The 17149-nt window shown below is 61.8% G+C and carries 13 protein-coding genes; 6 read left to right on the top strand and 7 right to left on the bottom strand.

The window, feature by feature from the left end; all coding sequences use genetic code 11:
- Nucleotides 1–22 precede the first annotated feature (22 nt).
- The gene (locus tag NKG95_RS05875; protein WP_353040174.1) at nt 23–1294 is read right to left on the bottom strand and encodes an ABC transporter substrate-binding protein; all 1272 of its coding nucleotides are present in this window, start codon (nt 1292–1294) and stop codon (nt 23–25) included.
- A 257-nt stretch (nt 1295–1551) separates the two neighbouring features.
- Here NKG95_RS05875 and NKG95_RS05880 point away from each other — a divergent pair, with 257 nt between their 5' ends.
- Entirely contained in the window at nt 1552–2754 is a 1203-nt protein-coding gene (locus NKG95_RS05880; RefSeq protein ID WP_023720673.1) for an ROK family transcriptional regulator, read from the top strand.
- Between the two features lie 26 nt (nt 2755–2780).
- Here NKG95_RS05880 and NKG95_RS05885 read toward each other — a convergent pair whose 3' ends face one another.
- The 6 genes from NKG95_RS05885 to NKG95_RS05910 all read right to left on the bottom strand — a co-directional run bounded on the left by NKG95_RS05885 (nt 2781) and on the right by NKG95_RS05910 (nt 11769).
- The gene (locus NKG95_RS05885; RefSeq protein ID WP_352639423.1) at nt 2781–4151 is read right to left on the bottom strand and encodes an alpha-glucosidase/alpha-galactosidase; all 1371 of its coding nucleotides are present in this window, start codon (nt 4149–4151) and stop codon (nt 2781–2783) included.
- 20 nt (nt 4152–4171) lie between these two features.
- Entirely contained in the window at nt 4172–5839 is a 1668-nt protein-coding gene (locus NKG95_RS05890) for an ABC transporter ATP-binding protein (protein ID WP_352639489.1), read from the bottom strand.
- Between the two features lie 9 nt (nt 5840–5848).
- Complete coding sequence (locus tag NKG95_RS05895; RefSeq protein WP_353040175.1) at nt 5849–6982, bottom strand: ABC transporter permease; 1134 nt, start codon at nt 6980–6982, stop codon at nt 5849–5851.
- 1 nt (nt 6983) lies between these two features.
- On the bottom strand, nt 6984–7991 hold the full coding sequence (locus NKG95_RS05900) for an ABC transporter permease (protein ID WP_031194486.1): 1008 nt from the start codon (nt 7989–7991) through the stop codon (nt 6984–6986).
- 104 nt (nt 7992–8095) lie between these two features.
- The gene (locus NKG95_RS05905; protein WP_353040176.1) at nt 8096–10180 is read right to left on the bottom strand and encodes an ABC transporter substrate-binding protein; all 2085 of its coding nucleotides are present in this window, start codon (nt 10178–10180) and stop codon (nt 8096–8098) included.
- Between the two features lie 122 nt (nt 10181–10302).
- Entirely contained in the window at nt 10303–11769 is a 1467-nt protein-coding gene (locus NKG95_RS05910) for an alpha-glucosidase/alpha-galactosidase (RefSeq protein WP_352494473.1), read from the bottom strand.
- A gap of 277 nt (nt 11770–12046) precedes the next feature.
- On the opposite strand from NKG95_RS05910, the gene NKG95_RS05915 reads away from it, so the two are divergent.
- From NKG95_RS05915 to NKG95_RS05935, 5 genes are all read left to right on the top strand, one after another.
- Nucleotides 12047–12844 carry a helix-turn-helix domain-containing protein gene (locus tag NKG95_RS05915; protein ID WP_084642854.1) on the top strand — a complete coding sequence of 266 codons (798 nt, stop codon included), beginning with the start codon at nt 12047–12049 and terminating at the stop codon, nt 12842–12844.
- Between the two features lie 498 nt (nt 12845–13342).
- Nucleotides 13343–13780 carry a CBS domain-containing protein gene (locus NKG95_RS05920; RefSeq protein WP_023720681.1) on the top strand — a complete coding sequence of 146 codons (438 nt, stop codon included), beginning with the start codon at nt 13343–13345 and terminating at the stop codon, nt 13778–13780.
- Between the two features lie 119 nt (nt 13781–13899).
- Nucleotides 13900–14826, top strand: coding sequence for an NADP-dependent oxidoreductase (locus NKG95_RS05925; RefSeq protein WP_353040177.1), 927 nt, complete (start codon nt 13900–13902; stop codon nt 14824–14826).
- A 318-nt stretch (nt 14827–15144) separates the two neighbouring features.
- Complete coding sequence (locus NKG95_RS05930) at nt 15145–16833, top strand: FAD-dependent oxidoreductase (protein WP_353040178.1); 1689 nt, start codon at nt 15145–15147, stop codon at nt 16831–16833.
- Nucleotides 16830–17141 (top strand): UBP-type zinc finger domain-containing protein, encoded by a 312-nt coding sequence (locus NKG95_RS05935; protein ID WP_353040179.1) that lies wholly within the window; start codon nt 16830–16832, stop codon nt 17139–17141. The genes NKG95_RS05930 and NKG95_RS05935 overlap by 4 nt, the downstream gene beginning before the upstream one ends.
- Nucleotides 17142–17149 lie beyond the last annotated feature (8 nt).

The raw sequence follows: 17149 nt of genomic DNA on the forward strand, positions 1-17149 counted from the left end.
CGCTCCCCTCGGCTGGGAGGCGCTAGATCTTGAAGATCCGGCGACGGGTTCCCTCGAGTCGCTGAAGAATGGCATCCCGGCGCTCCGGCTTGGCCATGAATTCCTGGAAACCGACCAGACCCGCCTGGGCCATGTCGGGATCGGTGTCGCGGTCGTAATATTGCGACGTGCCGGCCACCGTCTTGAGGCTTTCCACAGCCGCGTTGACCAGCGGGTCCTTGCTGGCTGGAAGGTCGTTGCGCGGCGGAACGTTGCCGCCAGGTTCCAGATAGGGGCCGAAATTTTCCGGCTGGTAAAAGAAGGCGAGGAACTCGCGGGCACCCGCCTTGTTCTTGGCGTTGGCCGGGATGTGGACCGAATTGACCGAGAATTCTTCGTAGCGGTCGAGGGCGGCGTCAATCTTCGGGAAAGGCGCGAATGTCAGCTGCTCGAGATCCTGCTCAGGGAAAGTAGCCTTCACGAAGGCACCGAGGTTCATCATGCCGGCCTTCTTCTGGGCGAGGAAGGCGCCGGCCTCCTGCCAGCCGAACGAGGTTTGATCCGGCGTGAAGAAACCCTGCCTGATCAGCTCCTCCCAGTGGTCGAAAATAGGCTTCAGCGCCGGGTCGGTATAGGCCATCTTGCCGTTCATCAAGGCGAAGTGCTTGTCGAGACCATTGATGCGCAGGTTCATCTGATCGAACCATCCGGCCGCCGGCCAGAGTTCCTTGGTGCCGATGCTGACGGGGATTAGGCCGGCGGCCTTGGATTTCTGGCCGTAAGCGAGGAATTCGTCCCAGGTCGCCGGTACCGTAAGTCCGTGCTCGGCAAAGACGTCCTTGCGATAGAACATGCCCCACATCGTGCCGCCGGTCGGCAGTCCATACTGCTTGCCGTCGACCGTGACGGCACCGGTCGTAGCACCCAGCACGTCCTTGTATTTTTCCTTCTCGAACAGATCCGAAATGTCGTCGAACAGGCCGCGGTTGACGAAGGCACGCATGCGGTTTCCGGAGAACCAGAAGCAGACATCCGGCGCGCCGGCCACAAGGTAGTTGCGGATCGCGGTCTTGTGGGCCTCGTGATCCATGTTGTTGATCACAACTTTGGTGCCTGACTGCTTCTCGAAATCGGCCGCGATGCGCCGCAAAATCTGCAGGGCATCGGCATTGTTTTCATCTGAAATGATGGTGACTTCGCTCGACTGGCTGAGTGCCGGCATTGGAAAGCCCGTGAGCACCGCGGCGGAAACGCCACCGGCTCCCTTAAGGAAATTGCGCCGCGTCGACGGCTTTTCGATCCACTTGAACGTCATTGTCACTCCTCCCTTGGTGTTAATTCTGCCCGGCATCGCGGCCGACGCGGTCGTCCCCCTCACCGGCGCTGTGCGAACCCGACAACGCATCTCCCGGGCAAGACAACATGCTTGCCCGCTCCTTCAGAGCGCGGTGGCTGCCGGTATGAACCGGATTATTTTCGTTAACCCCGGTTCGGGTGTTGAACAGTTGGGCAAACTTACGCATATGTTTGATCGAGAGGCAATAATTAATTTACAAAATTAAGGAATAATCCGTGAAGCTCAAGGGTGACCCGAGCACGACCCGGGCGATGAACCGGAGACTGATCCTCAATCTCTTGCGGCAGGAGGGTCCGCGCAGCCGGGCCGACATAGCGTCCGTTACCGGCCTCAGTCCGGCGGCCGTCACCTTCGTCGTGGCGGACCTCATCGAGGATGGCCTGCTGATCGAGGGCAAGACAGTCGTGGGCTCGGCCGGGCGCCGCCCTATCCCGGTGGATATCAACTACGCAAACGGCCTCGCCATAGGTTTCAAGCTGATGGTCGGGTCGGTCGAATGCGTGGTCACCGATCTTGCGACCAATCCGCTGGGTTCCATGCGCGTCAAGCTCTCGGACAGCGATCCCGACCGTATTACAAAGGCGTTGGCCAAGGCGGTGCCGGAGCTGATTGCGATTGTCGATCGGCCCGGCGCCAAGCTTGCCGGGATCGGCGTTTCAATGCCTGGCGTTATAGACAACCAGAAGGCCGTGTGTATCCGCAGCAATCGCTATAACTGGGACAACGTTCCCCTTGGCCCGATGCTGGCCGAACGGGTGGACGTCCCCGTGTGGCTTGAGGACGACACCAATGCCTACGCCATTGCCCAGCAACTCTTCGGCCTCGGACGCCAGCACCGCAATATGGCGGTGCTGGCGATCGGCGTCGGGATCGGCTGTGCGCTCGTCTTCGAAGGCAAACTCTATCGCGGTGCGAACGGTGCTGCCGGCAAATTCGGTCACACCTCCTATGAGGAGAACGGCCGCCTTTGCGAGTGCGGAAAACGCGGCTGCCTGATGGCCTATTACGCCGAGCCGGCGATCCTGCGCACATGGCGCGAAGCCACCGGGCACGACGAAGCGGATTGCAAAGCGACCCTTATGGAAGCCTTGGCAGACCGCGAACCGCGAGCCGTCGCCATTCTCGAAGAAGCCGGACGTGGCATCGGCCGGCATCTCGCCAATCTTGTCAACATCACCGACCCGGAGGTCATTGTTGTCGGCGGTGAAGCGGTATCGTTTGGCGACGCGCTGTTTGGCCCGATGCGGGTGATGCTCGGGCAAAACACCTTTCGACAAGCACCGCCAATGCTGCTGGACTGGGAGGACAATTCCTGGGCAAGAGGGGCGGCTGCACTGGTGACGCAGAAGCTCTTCGATTTCGAGACATCGGCCGGCAACGCCGCGCCGCTTTCAAAGCGGGCTTTATGGTCGGCATAGGCGAGTGAAATAGACAGCCCTGCGCCTCAGGCCGCCCGAACGCTGCGCGCTCCGCGCGCCCAGGCCGGCAGCCAATCGCCATGCGCAACCAGCAAATCATCGACCAGCGACCATATCTGGTCGAGGTCGAGCTCAGCCGCCGTGTGCGGGTCCATCATCGCCGCGTGATAGATGTGCTCGCGGTTCTCGGTCATCAGCGCCTGGACCGTCAGCTCCTGGACGTTGATATTGGTGCGGATTAGCGCAGTAAGCTGCACCGGCAGGTCGCCGATGAAGGTGGGTTGAATGCCGGAGGCGTCGACGAGGCACGGCACCTCGGCCGCGCAATTATATGGCAATGACGTGATGCAGCCATTGTTGCGGACATTGCCGTAGATCACCGACGGCTCGCCGGTCCAGACCGAATTCATGATCGAGGACGCATATTCCTTCGACTGCTCCACTTCGATCTTGTCAGCCGAGCGATAGGCTTCCGCTTGCCCCTTCCAGCGTTCGATCTGCTCGATGCAGCGCTTCGGATACTCGTCGAGCGGGATACCGAATTTCTCGATCAGATCTTCGCGCCCGTCCTTGATGAAATAGGGCGTGTATTCCGCGAAATGTTCGGAGCTTTCAGTGACGAAGTAACCGAGGCGCTTCAGCATCTCGTAGCGCACCTTGTTCGGGCAGCGCGGGTTCCACCCCGGCTTCGGCGCCCGCCCTTCGCTATAGGCGCGCAGCAGATCCGGATAGAGGTTGCGATAGGAGCCGTCCGGCTGGCGATGCTCGAACTTCAGGTAGAAGGCCATGTGATTGATGCCGGCCGAGCGATAGCGAATCTCCTCGTAGGGAATGTCGAGATCATGCGCCAGCTCCATTGCCGTGCCTTGCACCGAATGGCAGAGGCCGACCTGCTTGATGTCGGGGTATTTCTCCGCGATCGCCCAGGTGTTGATCGCCATCGGGTTGACATATTGCAGCATGATAGCCTGCGGGCAGACCGCGAGCATGTCTTCGCAGATCTTCCACAGATGCGGCACGGTTCTCAAGCCTCGCATGATGCCGCCGACGCCGAGCGTATCGGCGATGGTCTGGCGCAGCCCGTATTTCTTCGGAACTTCGAAGTCGGTGACCGTGCAGGGCTCGTAGCCGCCGATCTGGAAGGCGACGACGACGAAATCGGCGCCCGCCAGCGCCTTGCGCTGGTCCGAATAGGTTTCGGCTTTGGCCTTTACGCCAAGCGTCGAGATCAACTTGCCAACGACGATTGCACTTTCTTCAAGTCTTTGCGGATTGATGTCCATCAGTGCGATCGTCGCGCCGGATAAAGCCGGACGCTGCAATATGTCACCAACGATGTTCCTCATGAACACCGTCGAGCCAGCTCCGATGAAAGCGACCTTGGGATTTCTTGCCACAATAACCTCCGGCATAACAATCAGGCTACCTCGAAAGCGGCTTTGACCAGCCGTTCGGTGTAAGCGGTTTTGGGATGGGACAGGACTTCGTCGACAGGCCCCTCTTCGACGATCCGGCCGTGCTGCATGACGATGACGCGATGGCACAGCGCCCGCACGACTTTGAGATCGTGCGAGATGAAGATGTAGCTCAGGCCCCGTTCGCGCTGCAGCTTGCGCAGCAGTTCGATGATCTGCGCCTGGACCGAGAGATCCAGCGCCGATGTCGGCTCGTCGAGTACGATGAATTCCGGTTCGAGCGCGACGGCGCGGGCAATCGCAATACGCTGGCGCTGGCCGCCGGAAAACTCGTGCGGGAAGCGCGACAGGATATCGCCCGGCATGCCGGCGCTGATCAGTGCCTCGCGCACCCGCTCGATCCGATCGTTCCTCGTGGCGCCGATGCGGTTGACGACAAGCCCTTCCTCGATGATCTGGCCGATCGTCATGCGCGGGTTGAGCGACGAGAACGGGTCCTGGAAGACGACCTGCATGCGCGACCGCAGCGGCCGCATCTGCGCCCGCGAACAGCCATGGATCGGCTGGCCATCGAAATAGATCTCGCCGCTGTCCGTGGTGTTGAGCCTGAGCAACGCCTCGCCGAACGTGGTCTTGCCCGATCCGGATTCGCCGACGAGGCCCAGCGTCTCGTGCCGCCGGAGGGTCAGGCTGAGGCTGTCGACGGCGACAAGTTCGCGCAGATCCGGCTTCATGAACGTGCCGTGCCGCAGCATGAAGGAGACGCGCACACCCTTGGCCTCAAGAATGACGTCGGCGCCTTCCGGCAACGGATTTGCCTGGCCGCGCGGCTCGGAGGCAAGCAGGTGGCATGTGTAGGGATGCTGCGGATTGGCGAACAGCTTCTCCGTCACATTGTGCTCGCGCATCTCCCCATGCTGCATGACGTAGACATAGTCGGAGAACTGCCGCACCACGGTCAGGTCGTGCGTGATCAGGATCACCGCCATGCGCAGTTTCTTCTGCAGGTTGCGGATGAGATTGAGGATTTGCGCCTGAACCGTCACGTCGAGCGCCGTCGTCGGCTCATCGGCGATCAGCACGTCCGGATCGTTGGCCAGCGCCATGGCGATCATCACACGCTGGCGCTGACCGCCGGAAAGCTGGTGCGGATACTGCTTCAGCCGCGCCTGGGGCTCAGGAATTTGCACCTGCTGCAGCAGCTCGAGCGCCCTTGCCTCGGCCTGCCTGCGGCTCATCTTGCGATGCACCCGTATCGCCTCGACGATCTGGCTGCCGATCGTGTAGATCGGGTTGAGCGAACTCATCGGTTCCTGGAAGATCATCGAGATGCGGTCGCCGCGCAGTTTGCGCCGGGCACGCTCGGAAAATTTCAGGATGTTCGCCCCATTGTATTCGACGGTCGATTTCGGCGACACGACCGCACGCTTCGACAACAGTCCCATGACGGTGCGCGCCGTCACCGACTTGCCCGATCCGGACTCGCCGACAATGGCGATCGTCTCGCCGCGATAGAGCTGGAAGGAGATGTCCTTGACCGCTTCCACCATGCCGTGCTCGACCTTGAAATCGACGGCGATGTTGCGGGCATCGATGACCGGGTTTTCCGAACGTCCATCATGGTCGAGCCGGACAGGCGGTGCGAAAGATTTGACGAGCGCGTGTTGCATCATGTCACGTCAATAAGGATCGACTGCATCGCGCAGTCCGTCGCCAAGCGCGTTGAACGCGAAGACGGTGACAAGCACGAAGCCGACCGGCGAGAGGATCCAGGGATAGGTGCCAATGACCGAATAGGTGGCGGTGTCTTGCAGCATCAGCCCCCAGGAGATCAGTGGCGGCTTCACCGCGAAGCCGAGAAAACCGAGGAAGGATTCGAGCAGGACGACACTGGGGATCGCCAATGTGACGGCAACGATCACGTGGCTCATCACGTTTGGGAAAATGTGCTGCATGATGATGCGGCCATCCGTGGCGCCGACCGCCATCGCCGCACGGACGTAGTCGATTCGCGCCAGCGCCAGGGTCTTGCCGCGCACCTCGCGCGACATCTGCGCCCAGCCAAGCGCCGACATGACGACGATCACGAAGGCCAGGAAGACATTTGTCGGCGCCGTCACCGGAACCAGCGACGTTAGCGCCAGATAAAGCGGCAATTGCGGAAATGCGAGCACCAGTTCGACGAAGCGCTGGACCCAGACATCGAATGTGCCGCCGAAATAACCCGACACCATGCCGACCGTCGTGCCGATCACGGTGACGATGAAAACCACGGTCAATGCGATCATCAACGAGATGCGCGAACCATAAATCGCACGAGCCAGCACATCGCGGCCGAATTTGTCGGTGCCAAGGAAGTGCACCGGCTGGCCGTCGGCCGAGCCGAAGAAGTGCCGGTTCGCGGGAAGCAGGCCGAGCAGTCTGTACTCCGCTCCCTTGACGAAGAAGCCGAGCAGCCGCGGATGGTCGTAGTCCGGCCCGACGACGGGTTGGAAGGTAACCGGGTCGAGGTCTTCCGAATCCGCCAGGGCATAGACGCGTGGCTGGAACACGAAGTTGCCGTCCTTGTCATGGAAGCTCATCATCTGCGGCGGGGCGAAGCCGACATCGGTCACCTTGGGATCCATCGGTGCGAAGAAGTCGGCAAACACCGCCAGCAGCACCAGAAACGCGACCAGGATGAGCCCGGCCATGCCGGTCCAGGACCGTTTCAGGCGGCGCCAGACGAGTGCGATGTAGCTCTCATTGCCGCGCGGCTTGATCTTGGCCGGCTCCTCGGCAAGTGGCGGCAGCGAGGGCTCGAACACAAGCATCTCAGGACCCTGCATATTGGCGCACACGCGGATCGAGCATGACGAGCAGCATGTCGGCGATGATGTTGCCGACGATCAGCGTCGCCGACAGCACCATCATGAAGGTCGCCGTGACATAGACGTCGCCAACCGCCATCGAACCGACGATCGCCGGGCCGACGGTCGGCAGGGCAAAGATGATCGCAGTCTCGATCTCGCCGGTCAGCATATAGGGCAGCACCACGCCCTGATACATGACCAGCGGATGCAGCGCATTGGGCACCGCATGGCGCATCACGACCGCACCACCGCTGAGACCCTTGGCGCGAGCGGTTTCGACATATTGCGCGTTCAGCGTGTCGAGCAAATTGCCGCGCATCACCCGCATGTTGTAGGCGAGCCCGCCAAAGGTGGCGATGGCGACAACCGGCCAGACATGCCGGACGAGATCGACGAACTTCGCCCAGGACCACGGCGCCCCGCCAAATTGCGGCGAAAAGAAGCTGCCGATCTCGGACACATTGAACTGGAAGACCAGCAGGTAGACGATGATCAGCGCCATCAGGAAGCGCGGCACCGTCATGCCGAGGAAGGAAATCGCTGACAGCGTACTGTCGATCCAGCTGTACTGTCTGGTCGCCGCCCAGATGCCAAAGCCGATGCCCAGCACCGAAGCCAAGAGATGGCAGACAAGCGCAAGCAGCAGCGTGCGCGGCAGCCGCTCGCCCACCACGTCGGCGACGGGCTTGTTGTAATACAGGCTGTAGCCGAAGTCGCCGCGGGTGACGATGCCGGCGATCCAGTTCAGGTATTGGAGCGGAACCGGCTTATCGAGGCCATGCTCCACGCTATAAGCCTTCGCCTGCGCATCGGCCTCGGCAAAGGAGGCTCCACCCTGGTTGATGAGCTGCAAGCGGATGTAGTCGGCATAGTTGCCCGGCGGGGCCTGGATGATCGCGAAGGTAACCACGCTCAAAATGGCGAGAACCGGTAATGCGGATGCTATGCGCATAAGCAGAAATCGCAGCATCGGCCGTTTCTCTCCTCGCTCGGTTTCAATTATCCCCTTGCCGCTGGCTTTGTCCCGGCCGCGCCAGCAGCGCGGCCGGGAATTTTCAAGTCAGGGGAGGAAACTCAGTTCGTCGGACCCTTGTCGCCGGGCTTTCCGGGAAGCTGTTCGGGGAACAGTTCATATTTCTGCTGCTTGTCGACAGCGACCCAGACCCTTTCACGAATGATCGAATCTTCGGCCCAGTTGAACATGAAGATCGGCGTTCCCTGCGGGATATTGGAGAAGCGGTTGTTGATGATCAGCGCGCCGGGATATTCGGTCAACCCGACGGTATAGACGTGTTGCGTCGAGATCTTCTGGAACTGCTTCATCAGGCTGGCGCGCTCGTCGTTGTCCTGCGCCGAGACGAACTTGTTGACGATGTCGACGAGGTCCTTCTCGAACGGCATCAGATCGACCTGGCCGTTTTCCGGAGCGCGATGGTTCCAGCTTGTGCGTGGGCCGATCGGCGCCAGTTGCTCGGTGTTCTGTACGACCGAGGTGAGCTCCTCATCATTGCGCCTGACCATCCAATCGAAACGGCCAGAATACATGGACGCGTCGCGCTGGACGCCGTTCAACCCGTTCAGGACAACGCGAAGACCTAGCCTCTCCATCTGGCCGACGACGCCCTCCGCGAGGCTCTTGTCGGTGGTGTAGTCATTGTTGACGAGCATCACGATCTCGACATTCTTTCCGCCGGCGGTGCCGGCAGGAAAATTGACGAAGCCGTCGCCGTCGCTGTCCTTCAGGCCTGCCTTGGCGAGTTCCGCCTTGGCGCCTTCGAGATCGAAGGGGTAGTAGACCGTCGACTTCCGGTCGTAGAAGCTCGTACCCGAGGAGAAGCCGCCCGGATAGATGGCGGTGAACGGACCCTTGACCAGCGAGTCGCCGAGCGCCTTGCGGTCGAGCGCCATGGTAACGCCCTTGCGGAAATCCTCGTTGCGGTTCAGCTCGCGAACCGCCTGCCCACGCTCGTCGGGATTGCCCCAGCCGTTGGCGGAGAAGTTCATCCGCAGATTATAGCCGATCAGCCGCGGACCGAAGGCAAGCCGGGCCGGCGCGTCCTTTTGCGCCGCCCGCTTCAGCGAGGCGACGAAATTCTCCGGCTGCTCCAGATTGGAGATGTCGGCCGCCCCCGACACCGCCTGAACGTCGCGGTCGGCCCAGGTCGATAATTTGTAGTGCAGTTCATTGAGATACGGCAGTTGGTTGCCCTTCTCGTCGACCTTCCAATAGTACGGATTACGGCGCATGACGATGATGTCGTCGGGGCGGTATGCCACCGGCACCCAGGCACCCATCACGGGCATGTTCATATATTCCGGCGGGAACGCGTTCTTGAACTGCTCGTAAGTGTTCTTCGAGTATTTCGGATGCTGCGGCTTGAGGATGTGCGACGGTCCGGGGCAGAACTTGCCGTAAGCCATGGCGTAGAGGTGTTGCTTCGGAAAGGCGTCCTTGAAGGTCCACTCGACGGTGTAGTCGTCGATTTTCTTCAGCGTCGTGCCGACGCCGAAGGTCTCCTGCGTGGCGCCGTTCAGCGGCGAGACATTGGGGTCGATCACCTCGTCGTCCCAGTAGAACATCACATCGTCGGCGTTGAACGGAACGCCGTCCGACCATTTCGCGCCCTCGACCAGATGCATCGTCAGCGTGTGGCCGTCCTTCGACCAGTCCCAGCCCCTGGCGAGGTTCGGCAGCGGCTCGGTGTCCTTGGCTTCGACCTGGAAAAGCGGGGCCGTTCGCGTAAGGCATTCGGAGAGGCCGATGTCGATGCCGCCCCAGCCTTGCGTCTGCCCCGCGCCGTAGTTCCAGCCCTCCGGCCGGCCGCCGATGACATGGCGCATCGTGTCACCGTAGACGCCGACGCCGTCCGGCATGTTGCCGGTCTTGAAGACCAGCGGCTCCTTCGGGAGCCGGTCCTTGACCGGCGGCAGCTTGCCTGGCTTGACGTATTTGTCGGTGACCCAATCGGGTTCGTGGTATTCTGGAAGTGCCTTGAACTCCAGGATGGAGTCGCGCGCGACATATTTGATCTTTCCCTCGGCGGGAAATTGCGCGGGCACCGGCGGCACGGTCGGCTCGGATGCATATGCGCTCAGCGCCGAGGCCGAGACGCCAAGCGCCAGCCCTGCGATAATGCCAATGTTTCGAAAATTCCTCATCGTCTCTCCTCCCTGTTGTTCAGGAGCGCGTTGACGCCGCTCCATTTCTCCTCGAACGCTATGCAGACGGTGCGGCGCCGAAAATCCCTCCGAAACTTTACCGCAATCCGTCCCGATGAAATTCAGACGGCCTGCTTGAGAGCCGTTTTTTCCGCACGCAATTCCTCGATCGAACGGACGTCGCGCCGTGCCGCACCGGCCCATTCTCGGGTCTTGACCCTGGATTTCGAAAGCCGTTCCTTCGCGGCCGGCACCGCATCGGCATATTGCGGCAGCCAGCGGGCCTGGGCGACGACCATCTCGTCCACCATTTGCCAAACCTCTTCCGGGGTCGAAACCGCGCCGACCAGTGGGTCGTGCAGGACCGCGAGCTTCAGCAGGTCGATATCGCCGGAGATTGCCGCATGAACCGACATGCGCTGGACGTTGATCGAGGAAATGCAAGTGGCGGCGCAGCCCTCCGGCAGCGTGATGCCGGCCACCATGTTGATACCGAAGCGATCGACGAAGCCGGGCGACTCGACGATCGCATCCTGCGGCAGGTTGGCGATGATGCCATTGTTCTTGACGTTGAAATGACCGCGATAAACGCGGTTCGTCTCCAGCGCCTCGAGAATATGGCTGGCATGCTCGTTGGAGCGCTTGGCAGGATCGATCGGCCTCGCGGCGGATTCCAGAAATTGCGGGAATTCGGTTTCGAACCAGTTGCGCGTTTCGGTCGAATAACGAAGGTAGCCGCCGGTCTCGCCGTGGATCCAGTCGGACATGTCGATCCAGCGGGTGATTTCGTCCGGCCGCTTGCGGTACCAGGGCAGGTATTCGGAAAGATGGCCGTTGCTTTCGGTCGAATAGACGCCGAACCGCTTCAGGACGTCGATGCGCAGCTTTTCCTGTTGCGAATAGACCGGATGCGCCTCGAAGGCGGCAACCAGCTCGTCCTTACCGATCTTGCGGCCGTTGAGACGCAGGTCGATGAACCAGGTCTGGTGATTGATGCCGGAGCAGATGTAATCGAGTTCGGTGCGCGACTTGGCGCCGAGCACTTCGGCGATCTGGTCGGCGCCGTGCTGGACGCCGTGGCAGAGGCCGACGGTATCGACCTTGCCATATTCGATCGCCGCCCAGGTGTTCATGGCCATCGGGTTGGCATAGTTCAGGAATTTCGCCCCAGGCTCGGCGACTTCGAGGATATCCTTGCAGAAATCGAGGATCACCGGAATGTTGCGCTGGCCGTAGAGGATGCCGCCGGCGCAAATCGTGTCGCCGACGCATTGGTCGATGCCATACTTCAGCGGAATGCGGATGTCGTCGGCATAGGCTTCGAGACCGCCGACGCGAACGCAGCTGATGACGTAGCGGGCACCCTCGAGGGCAGCACGGCGGTCGGTCGTTGCTGTAACCTTGGTCGGCAGCCTGTTAAATTCGACGACCCTGTCGAGGATCGACTTGATCATCTGGAGATTGCGCTCGCTGAGATCGGTCAGCGCGAATTCGACATCCCTGAATTCAGGAACGCACAAAATGTCGGTGAAGAGCTTCTTGGTGAAGCCGACGCTTCCCGCACCGATGATAGCGATCTTGAAACTCATCAGTCTCACCTCGACCTGATCGAATGTTAGGGCAAAGGCGGCGAAAACAGGCCTGGCCCGCCTGCCATGGCGTGCAGGCTGGACTCCGGCGCTTCCTCCCGTCCGCTCTTTGACCGCGGTTTCTTTTGCTTTTCTCGAGGGATTATGCGCCTAATTCAGCACGCGACCAGAGAAGGATTATGCTTTTAGGGGTAATTTTGTGCTGCGGAACTTGATCGACGCCGGGCCGGCGGGCAGGACGGTATCGCTGCCGCGCGGCCGCCAGCGCCTGCACACCATGCCGACAAGCACGGGCTATGAAGTGCGCGAGAACGAGGTCTACGACTGGGATGGGCGCAGGCGCGGCCAGACGCCGTTTACCGTGCTCCAGCACACGATCAGCGGCATCGGCCGATTGCGCTACGAGAACCGGAACTACCGTCTGCAAAGGGGCGATACGTTGCTGGTTCTCGTGCCGCACAACCACCGTTACTGGCTGGCCAGGGGCGAACGCTGGGAATTCTTCTGGATATCGATGAACGGCGAGGAGGCACTGCGCATTCACAAGTCGATCCTTGCCGCCGTCGGTCCGGTGCTTCGGCTGAAGCCCTCGACGATCGATCATCTCGCGGATTGCAGCGTACGCCTGATCACAGGCGCGGTCTCGCCCGGAGCCGCCTCGGCTGTCGCCTATGAAGCCGCCATGGCGCTCTACGACGATGTCTTCGGCTCGCATGCCGTCACCGACGACAAGAGCGCCATGCAACCGGTCATCGATCACATCAAGGCCAATCTCGACAGGCCGCTCCGCGTTGCCGATCTCGCCGAGATCAGCGGCCTGAGCCGCGCGCATTTCTCGCGCTGCTTCGCCGAGAGTGAAGGTCTTCCGCCCGCCGAATTCGTGCTGCAGCAGCGACTGCAGCGCGCGGCGAAGTTGCTGACGAAGGCCGATTTCCTGCCGGTCAAGGAAGTCGCCATCATGTGCGGCTTCGAGGATGCCAATTATTTTTCGAAGGTCTTCCGCCGCCTCTACGGCATCAACCCGACGCAATTCCGCACCAACGGAATGTATGCCAGCCTGGGAACCGCCCGATAGATTCGCACCGCGCTTGGCGTCGGAATCGGGAACGCTTTTGCTTCCCCTTGGTTTAGGACAAGAGAGCCTGATCGCCGCTGCGACAACCCACTCTGAGCGGAGATCAGGCCACAGATGTCAGGGAGTGATCGATGGACAATCCCGATCCGAACAACCCGAATCCACTGCCGGACAATCCCAATCCCGAGCCGGCCCGGCCGCCTGCCCCGCCGGAGACTCCGCCGGGAGAACCTCCAGGCGTACCCCCACCCTCGCCGGATCCAATTCCAATGCCGGACCAGGAGCCAATCGGGATTCCTCCTGGCACCCCTTCCGAAATTCCTTCGGAACCGACTTTTCCCGGGCCGACCGCCTGAAGGGCGGTCGGAGTGGAGGATGGCAAGGGTGATTTGGCGGAGCGCTCGAAACGGGTCTTGCCATGGAACGTTTTGCGCTGGCGCTCATTCACCCTTCCATCACGGAATTCGGCGGCAGGGCCTGCAACCAACGGAGGTTAAAATGAAAGTTGGCAACTGCATGACAAAGGACGTCGAGATCGCCAGTCCGCAGCAAACCCTACGTGATGCGGCAGAAATGATGGGTCGCCTCGACGCCGGCGCGATGCCGGTGGGCGAGAACGACCGGCTCGTCGGCATGATAACCGATCGCGACATCGCAATCCGCGGCGTCGCCCAAGGCAAGACACCTGACGCCAAGGTACGGGAAGTGATGAGCACCGAGGTCAGGTATTGCTTCGACGACGAAGACGCGGAGGATGTTCTGCGCAACATGGCTGATCTGAAAGTGCGCCGGTTGCCGGTGCTTAATCGGGACAAGCGCCTGGTCGGCATCGTTTCGCTGGGCGACCTCGCCACCAACAGCGAGACGGCGACAGCCGGTGAAGCGCTAAGCGGCATCTCGCAACCCGGCGGCGAGCATTCGCAAACGATACACTGACGGCGCACCGTCGACCGGCCTTGCCACGACCGAACCGCCGGCCGGATAGACGCCAGCCTGCCGGTGAAGGTGAAACTGTTCAGAGGCGAACTGGACCGCAAACCGACGAGGAGCAAGCCATGATTACCATGAAGGCCGTCCGTATCCACGATTTTGGTGGACCGGAGGCTCTTTCGCTGGACACGGTTCCGTTGCCTCAGCCGCATGACGACGAGGTCACGCTCAAGGTCTACGCGGCAAGCGTCAATCCCGTCGACTACAAGGTTCGCGAGGGCTCTTCGGGCGCGGATCTGCCCGTCACGCTCGGCCGTGACGTATCCGGCGTGGTGGAACTGTGCGGCACGCGGGCCCATACGCTGAAGAAGGGCGATCCGCTATATGCCATGCTCGGCAACGACCGCGGCGGCAACGCCGAATATGTCGTCGTCAAGGCAACGGAGGCGGCGGCGAAGCCGCAACGCTTAAACCACGCCGAAGCCGCCGCCGTGCCGCTTGCGGGCCTTACCGCGTGGCAAGGCCTTTTCGATCAGGGCGGCCTCAAATCCGGGCAGCGGGTCCTCATCCATGGTGGCGCCGGCGGCGTCGGTCATCTGGCGGTGCAGTTTGCAAAGGTTGCGGGCGCCTTCGTCGCGACGACCGTTTCCGCGCAGGATTTCAATTTCGTCCGCGCGCTTGGCGCCGACCAGGCGGTCGACTACAAGAACCAGCGCTTCGAGGAGGTTGTCGAGGACGTCAACCTCGTCTTCGACCTAGTAGCAGGTGAAACACAGGACCGCTCGTGGGACGTGCTCAAACCCGGCGGCACGCTCGTCTCAACGCTTTCCGAACCGTCGGCGGAAAAGGCCCGCCAGCATCGGGCTCGCGGCGTCTCCTATCTGACCAAGCCGAACGCAGCACAGCTTGCCGAAATCAGCCGCCTCATCGACGCCGGGAAGGTCAGGCCGTTCGTGCAGGCAATCTATCCTCTCGAGGACGTCGCCAAAGCCGAGGAACGGCTCGAGAAGCAGCATACGCGCGGCAAGATCGTGCTTCAGGTAGCCGCCTAGCGGACGCAGGCCGTTTCTCCTGTTCAGAAGCCCGGCGGCCGAGAGTTTGACACAGGACGGCGCGCCGGGCCTGGCCGGCTTAGACAGGCGCCGGCCGAAGCAGCATGCGTCGGGTTTGCCGGAATACGCAAATCAAACAAATCAGGGAGATGCAACGGAATGTGAGGCACCTCGCGACGGCACCGGCGCACGGCCCGCTGTCAGTGAAATGCGAAGCGAAGGGGCGCAGCGTTTACCGACAGGCGGGTTAGGTTCCTACGGCCCGCAACCCGCAAAAAACCGCTTCAATCTGTCGGACAGCGGCGATAGGCTCGAACCATGTCTCAATCTGCCAATCCGATCTCCATTGCCCGTCGCGATCAGATGTTTCCCGCGCTGGCTGAACCTGACCTGGACCGCATGGGCCGTTTCGGCGAAGCCGTGTCCTATGCTGCAGGCGAACAGATCGTCAAAGCCGGTGAGCTGGCGCCCGGTCTGATCGTGGTCCTGTCCGGCAAAGTGGATATAATCCAGGGCGGCAGCTTCGGCCGGCGCGAAACGATCGTCACGCACGGTGCGGGCAATTTCGTCGGCGAGCTGGCGCAGCTTTCAGCCCGGCCCTCACTGGTGGATGTGGAGGCGGTCGAGCCGGTCGAGGCGCTCGTCATCGCCTCGCAAAGGCTGCGGGACCTGATGGTACAGGAAGCAAACCTCGGCGAGCGCATCATGCGGGCGCTGATCCTGCGCCGTGTCGGCCTGCTCGAGAGCGGCACAGCCGGACCGATCATTGTCGGACCGGTCGACAGCGGTGACGTATTGCGGCTGCAAGGTTTCCTAGCCCGCAGCGGTCAGCCGCATCGGGTTCTCGATTCCGCTACCGATCCCTGCGCCAAGACGCTGATCGAACGCTTCCATGTCGATATCCACCATTTGCCGATCGTGCTCTGCCCGAACGGCAAGCTGCTGCTCAATCCCGGAGAGAACGAGCTCGCCCGCTGCATCGGCCTGGTGAGGCCGATCGACGCCGACAAGCTGTACGACGTGGCCATTGTCGGCGCCGGACCAGCCGGCCTCGCGGCGGCCGTCTATGCGGCTTCCGAAGGGCTGTCGACGATCGTGCTCGATTGCCGTGCCTTTGGTGGACAGGCGGGCGCCTCCTCGCGCATCGAGAACTATCTCGGCTTCCCGACCGGCATTTCGGGAATGGCGCTGATGGCGCGCGCTTACAATCAGGCGCAGAAATTCGGCGTCGAAATGGTGATACCGGACGAGGCGAAGCGGCTGGGCAGTACAAGCGACACGTCCGGTGCCCACTACACGCTCACCGTCGGCGGCGGGGAGACCGTGCAGGCGCGGTCGGTGGTGATCGCCAGTGGAGCGCGCTATCGCCGCCTTGATATGGCAAACCTGGCGCAATTCGAGGGAACCTCCGTGCACTACTGGGCTTCGCCGATCGAAGCGCGGCTTTGCGCCGGGCAAGAGGTAGCCCTGGTCGGTGCCGGCAATTCGGCTGGCCAGGCTGCTGTTTATCTGGCGGCGCATGTGAAGAAGGTATGGCTGCTGGCGCGCGGCAGCAGCCTGGATGCGAGCATGTCGCGCTATCTGGTGGAGCGCGTCAGGGCACAGCCGAACATCGAGGTGCTGGCTGAGACGCAGATCACGGCCCTGGAAGGCGACGACGGCAATCTTGGCAATGTACGCTGGCGCAACCCCGACACGGAGACAGCACGTCCGATCCACCATCTCTTCCTGTTCATCGGCGCCGATCCGAACACCGATTGGCTGGCGCAATGCGGCTTGGCGTTGGACGCGAAGGGCTTCGTGCGCACTGGGCCGGACATTGGCCAAGCGGGTGCGCTGGAGACGAACCGCAGCGGCGTGTTCGCCATCGGCGACGTGCGCGCTGGCTCGATCAAGCGCGTCGCCGCTGCCGTCGGTGAAGGTGCCCAGGTGGTTGCGGCGCTGCATGCATATCTCGCGCAAGGCGGCAGTCTCGCCGTGGCGCCTCAACTGGCCAGGAGCGCATGATGGCGGACGAATGCAGGCATGCCGGGGACATTCGCGACGTGACGCCGAGCGCGCTCGGCTGCGAGGAATGCCTGAAGAGCGGTTCGCAGTGGGTGCATCTGCGGCTCTGCCGCACATGCGGCCATGTCGGCTGCTGCGACGACTCGCCCAACCGTCATGCCACCAAGCATTTTCAGGCAACCGGCCATCCCGTCATCGAAGGCTACGATCCGCCGGAAGGCTGGGGATGGTGCTACATCGACGAAATCTTCCTCGACCTCGGCGACCGCACCACGCCGCAAAACGGTCCGATACCGCGCTTCATTTGAGCTTTTTT

It is taken from the genome of Mesorhizobium sp. M1423 (assembly GCF_040317575.1).
In the GTDB taxonomy this organism is placed as follows: Bacteria; Pseudomonadota; Alphaproteobacteria; order Rhizobiales; family Rhizobiaceae; genus Mesorhizobium.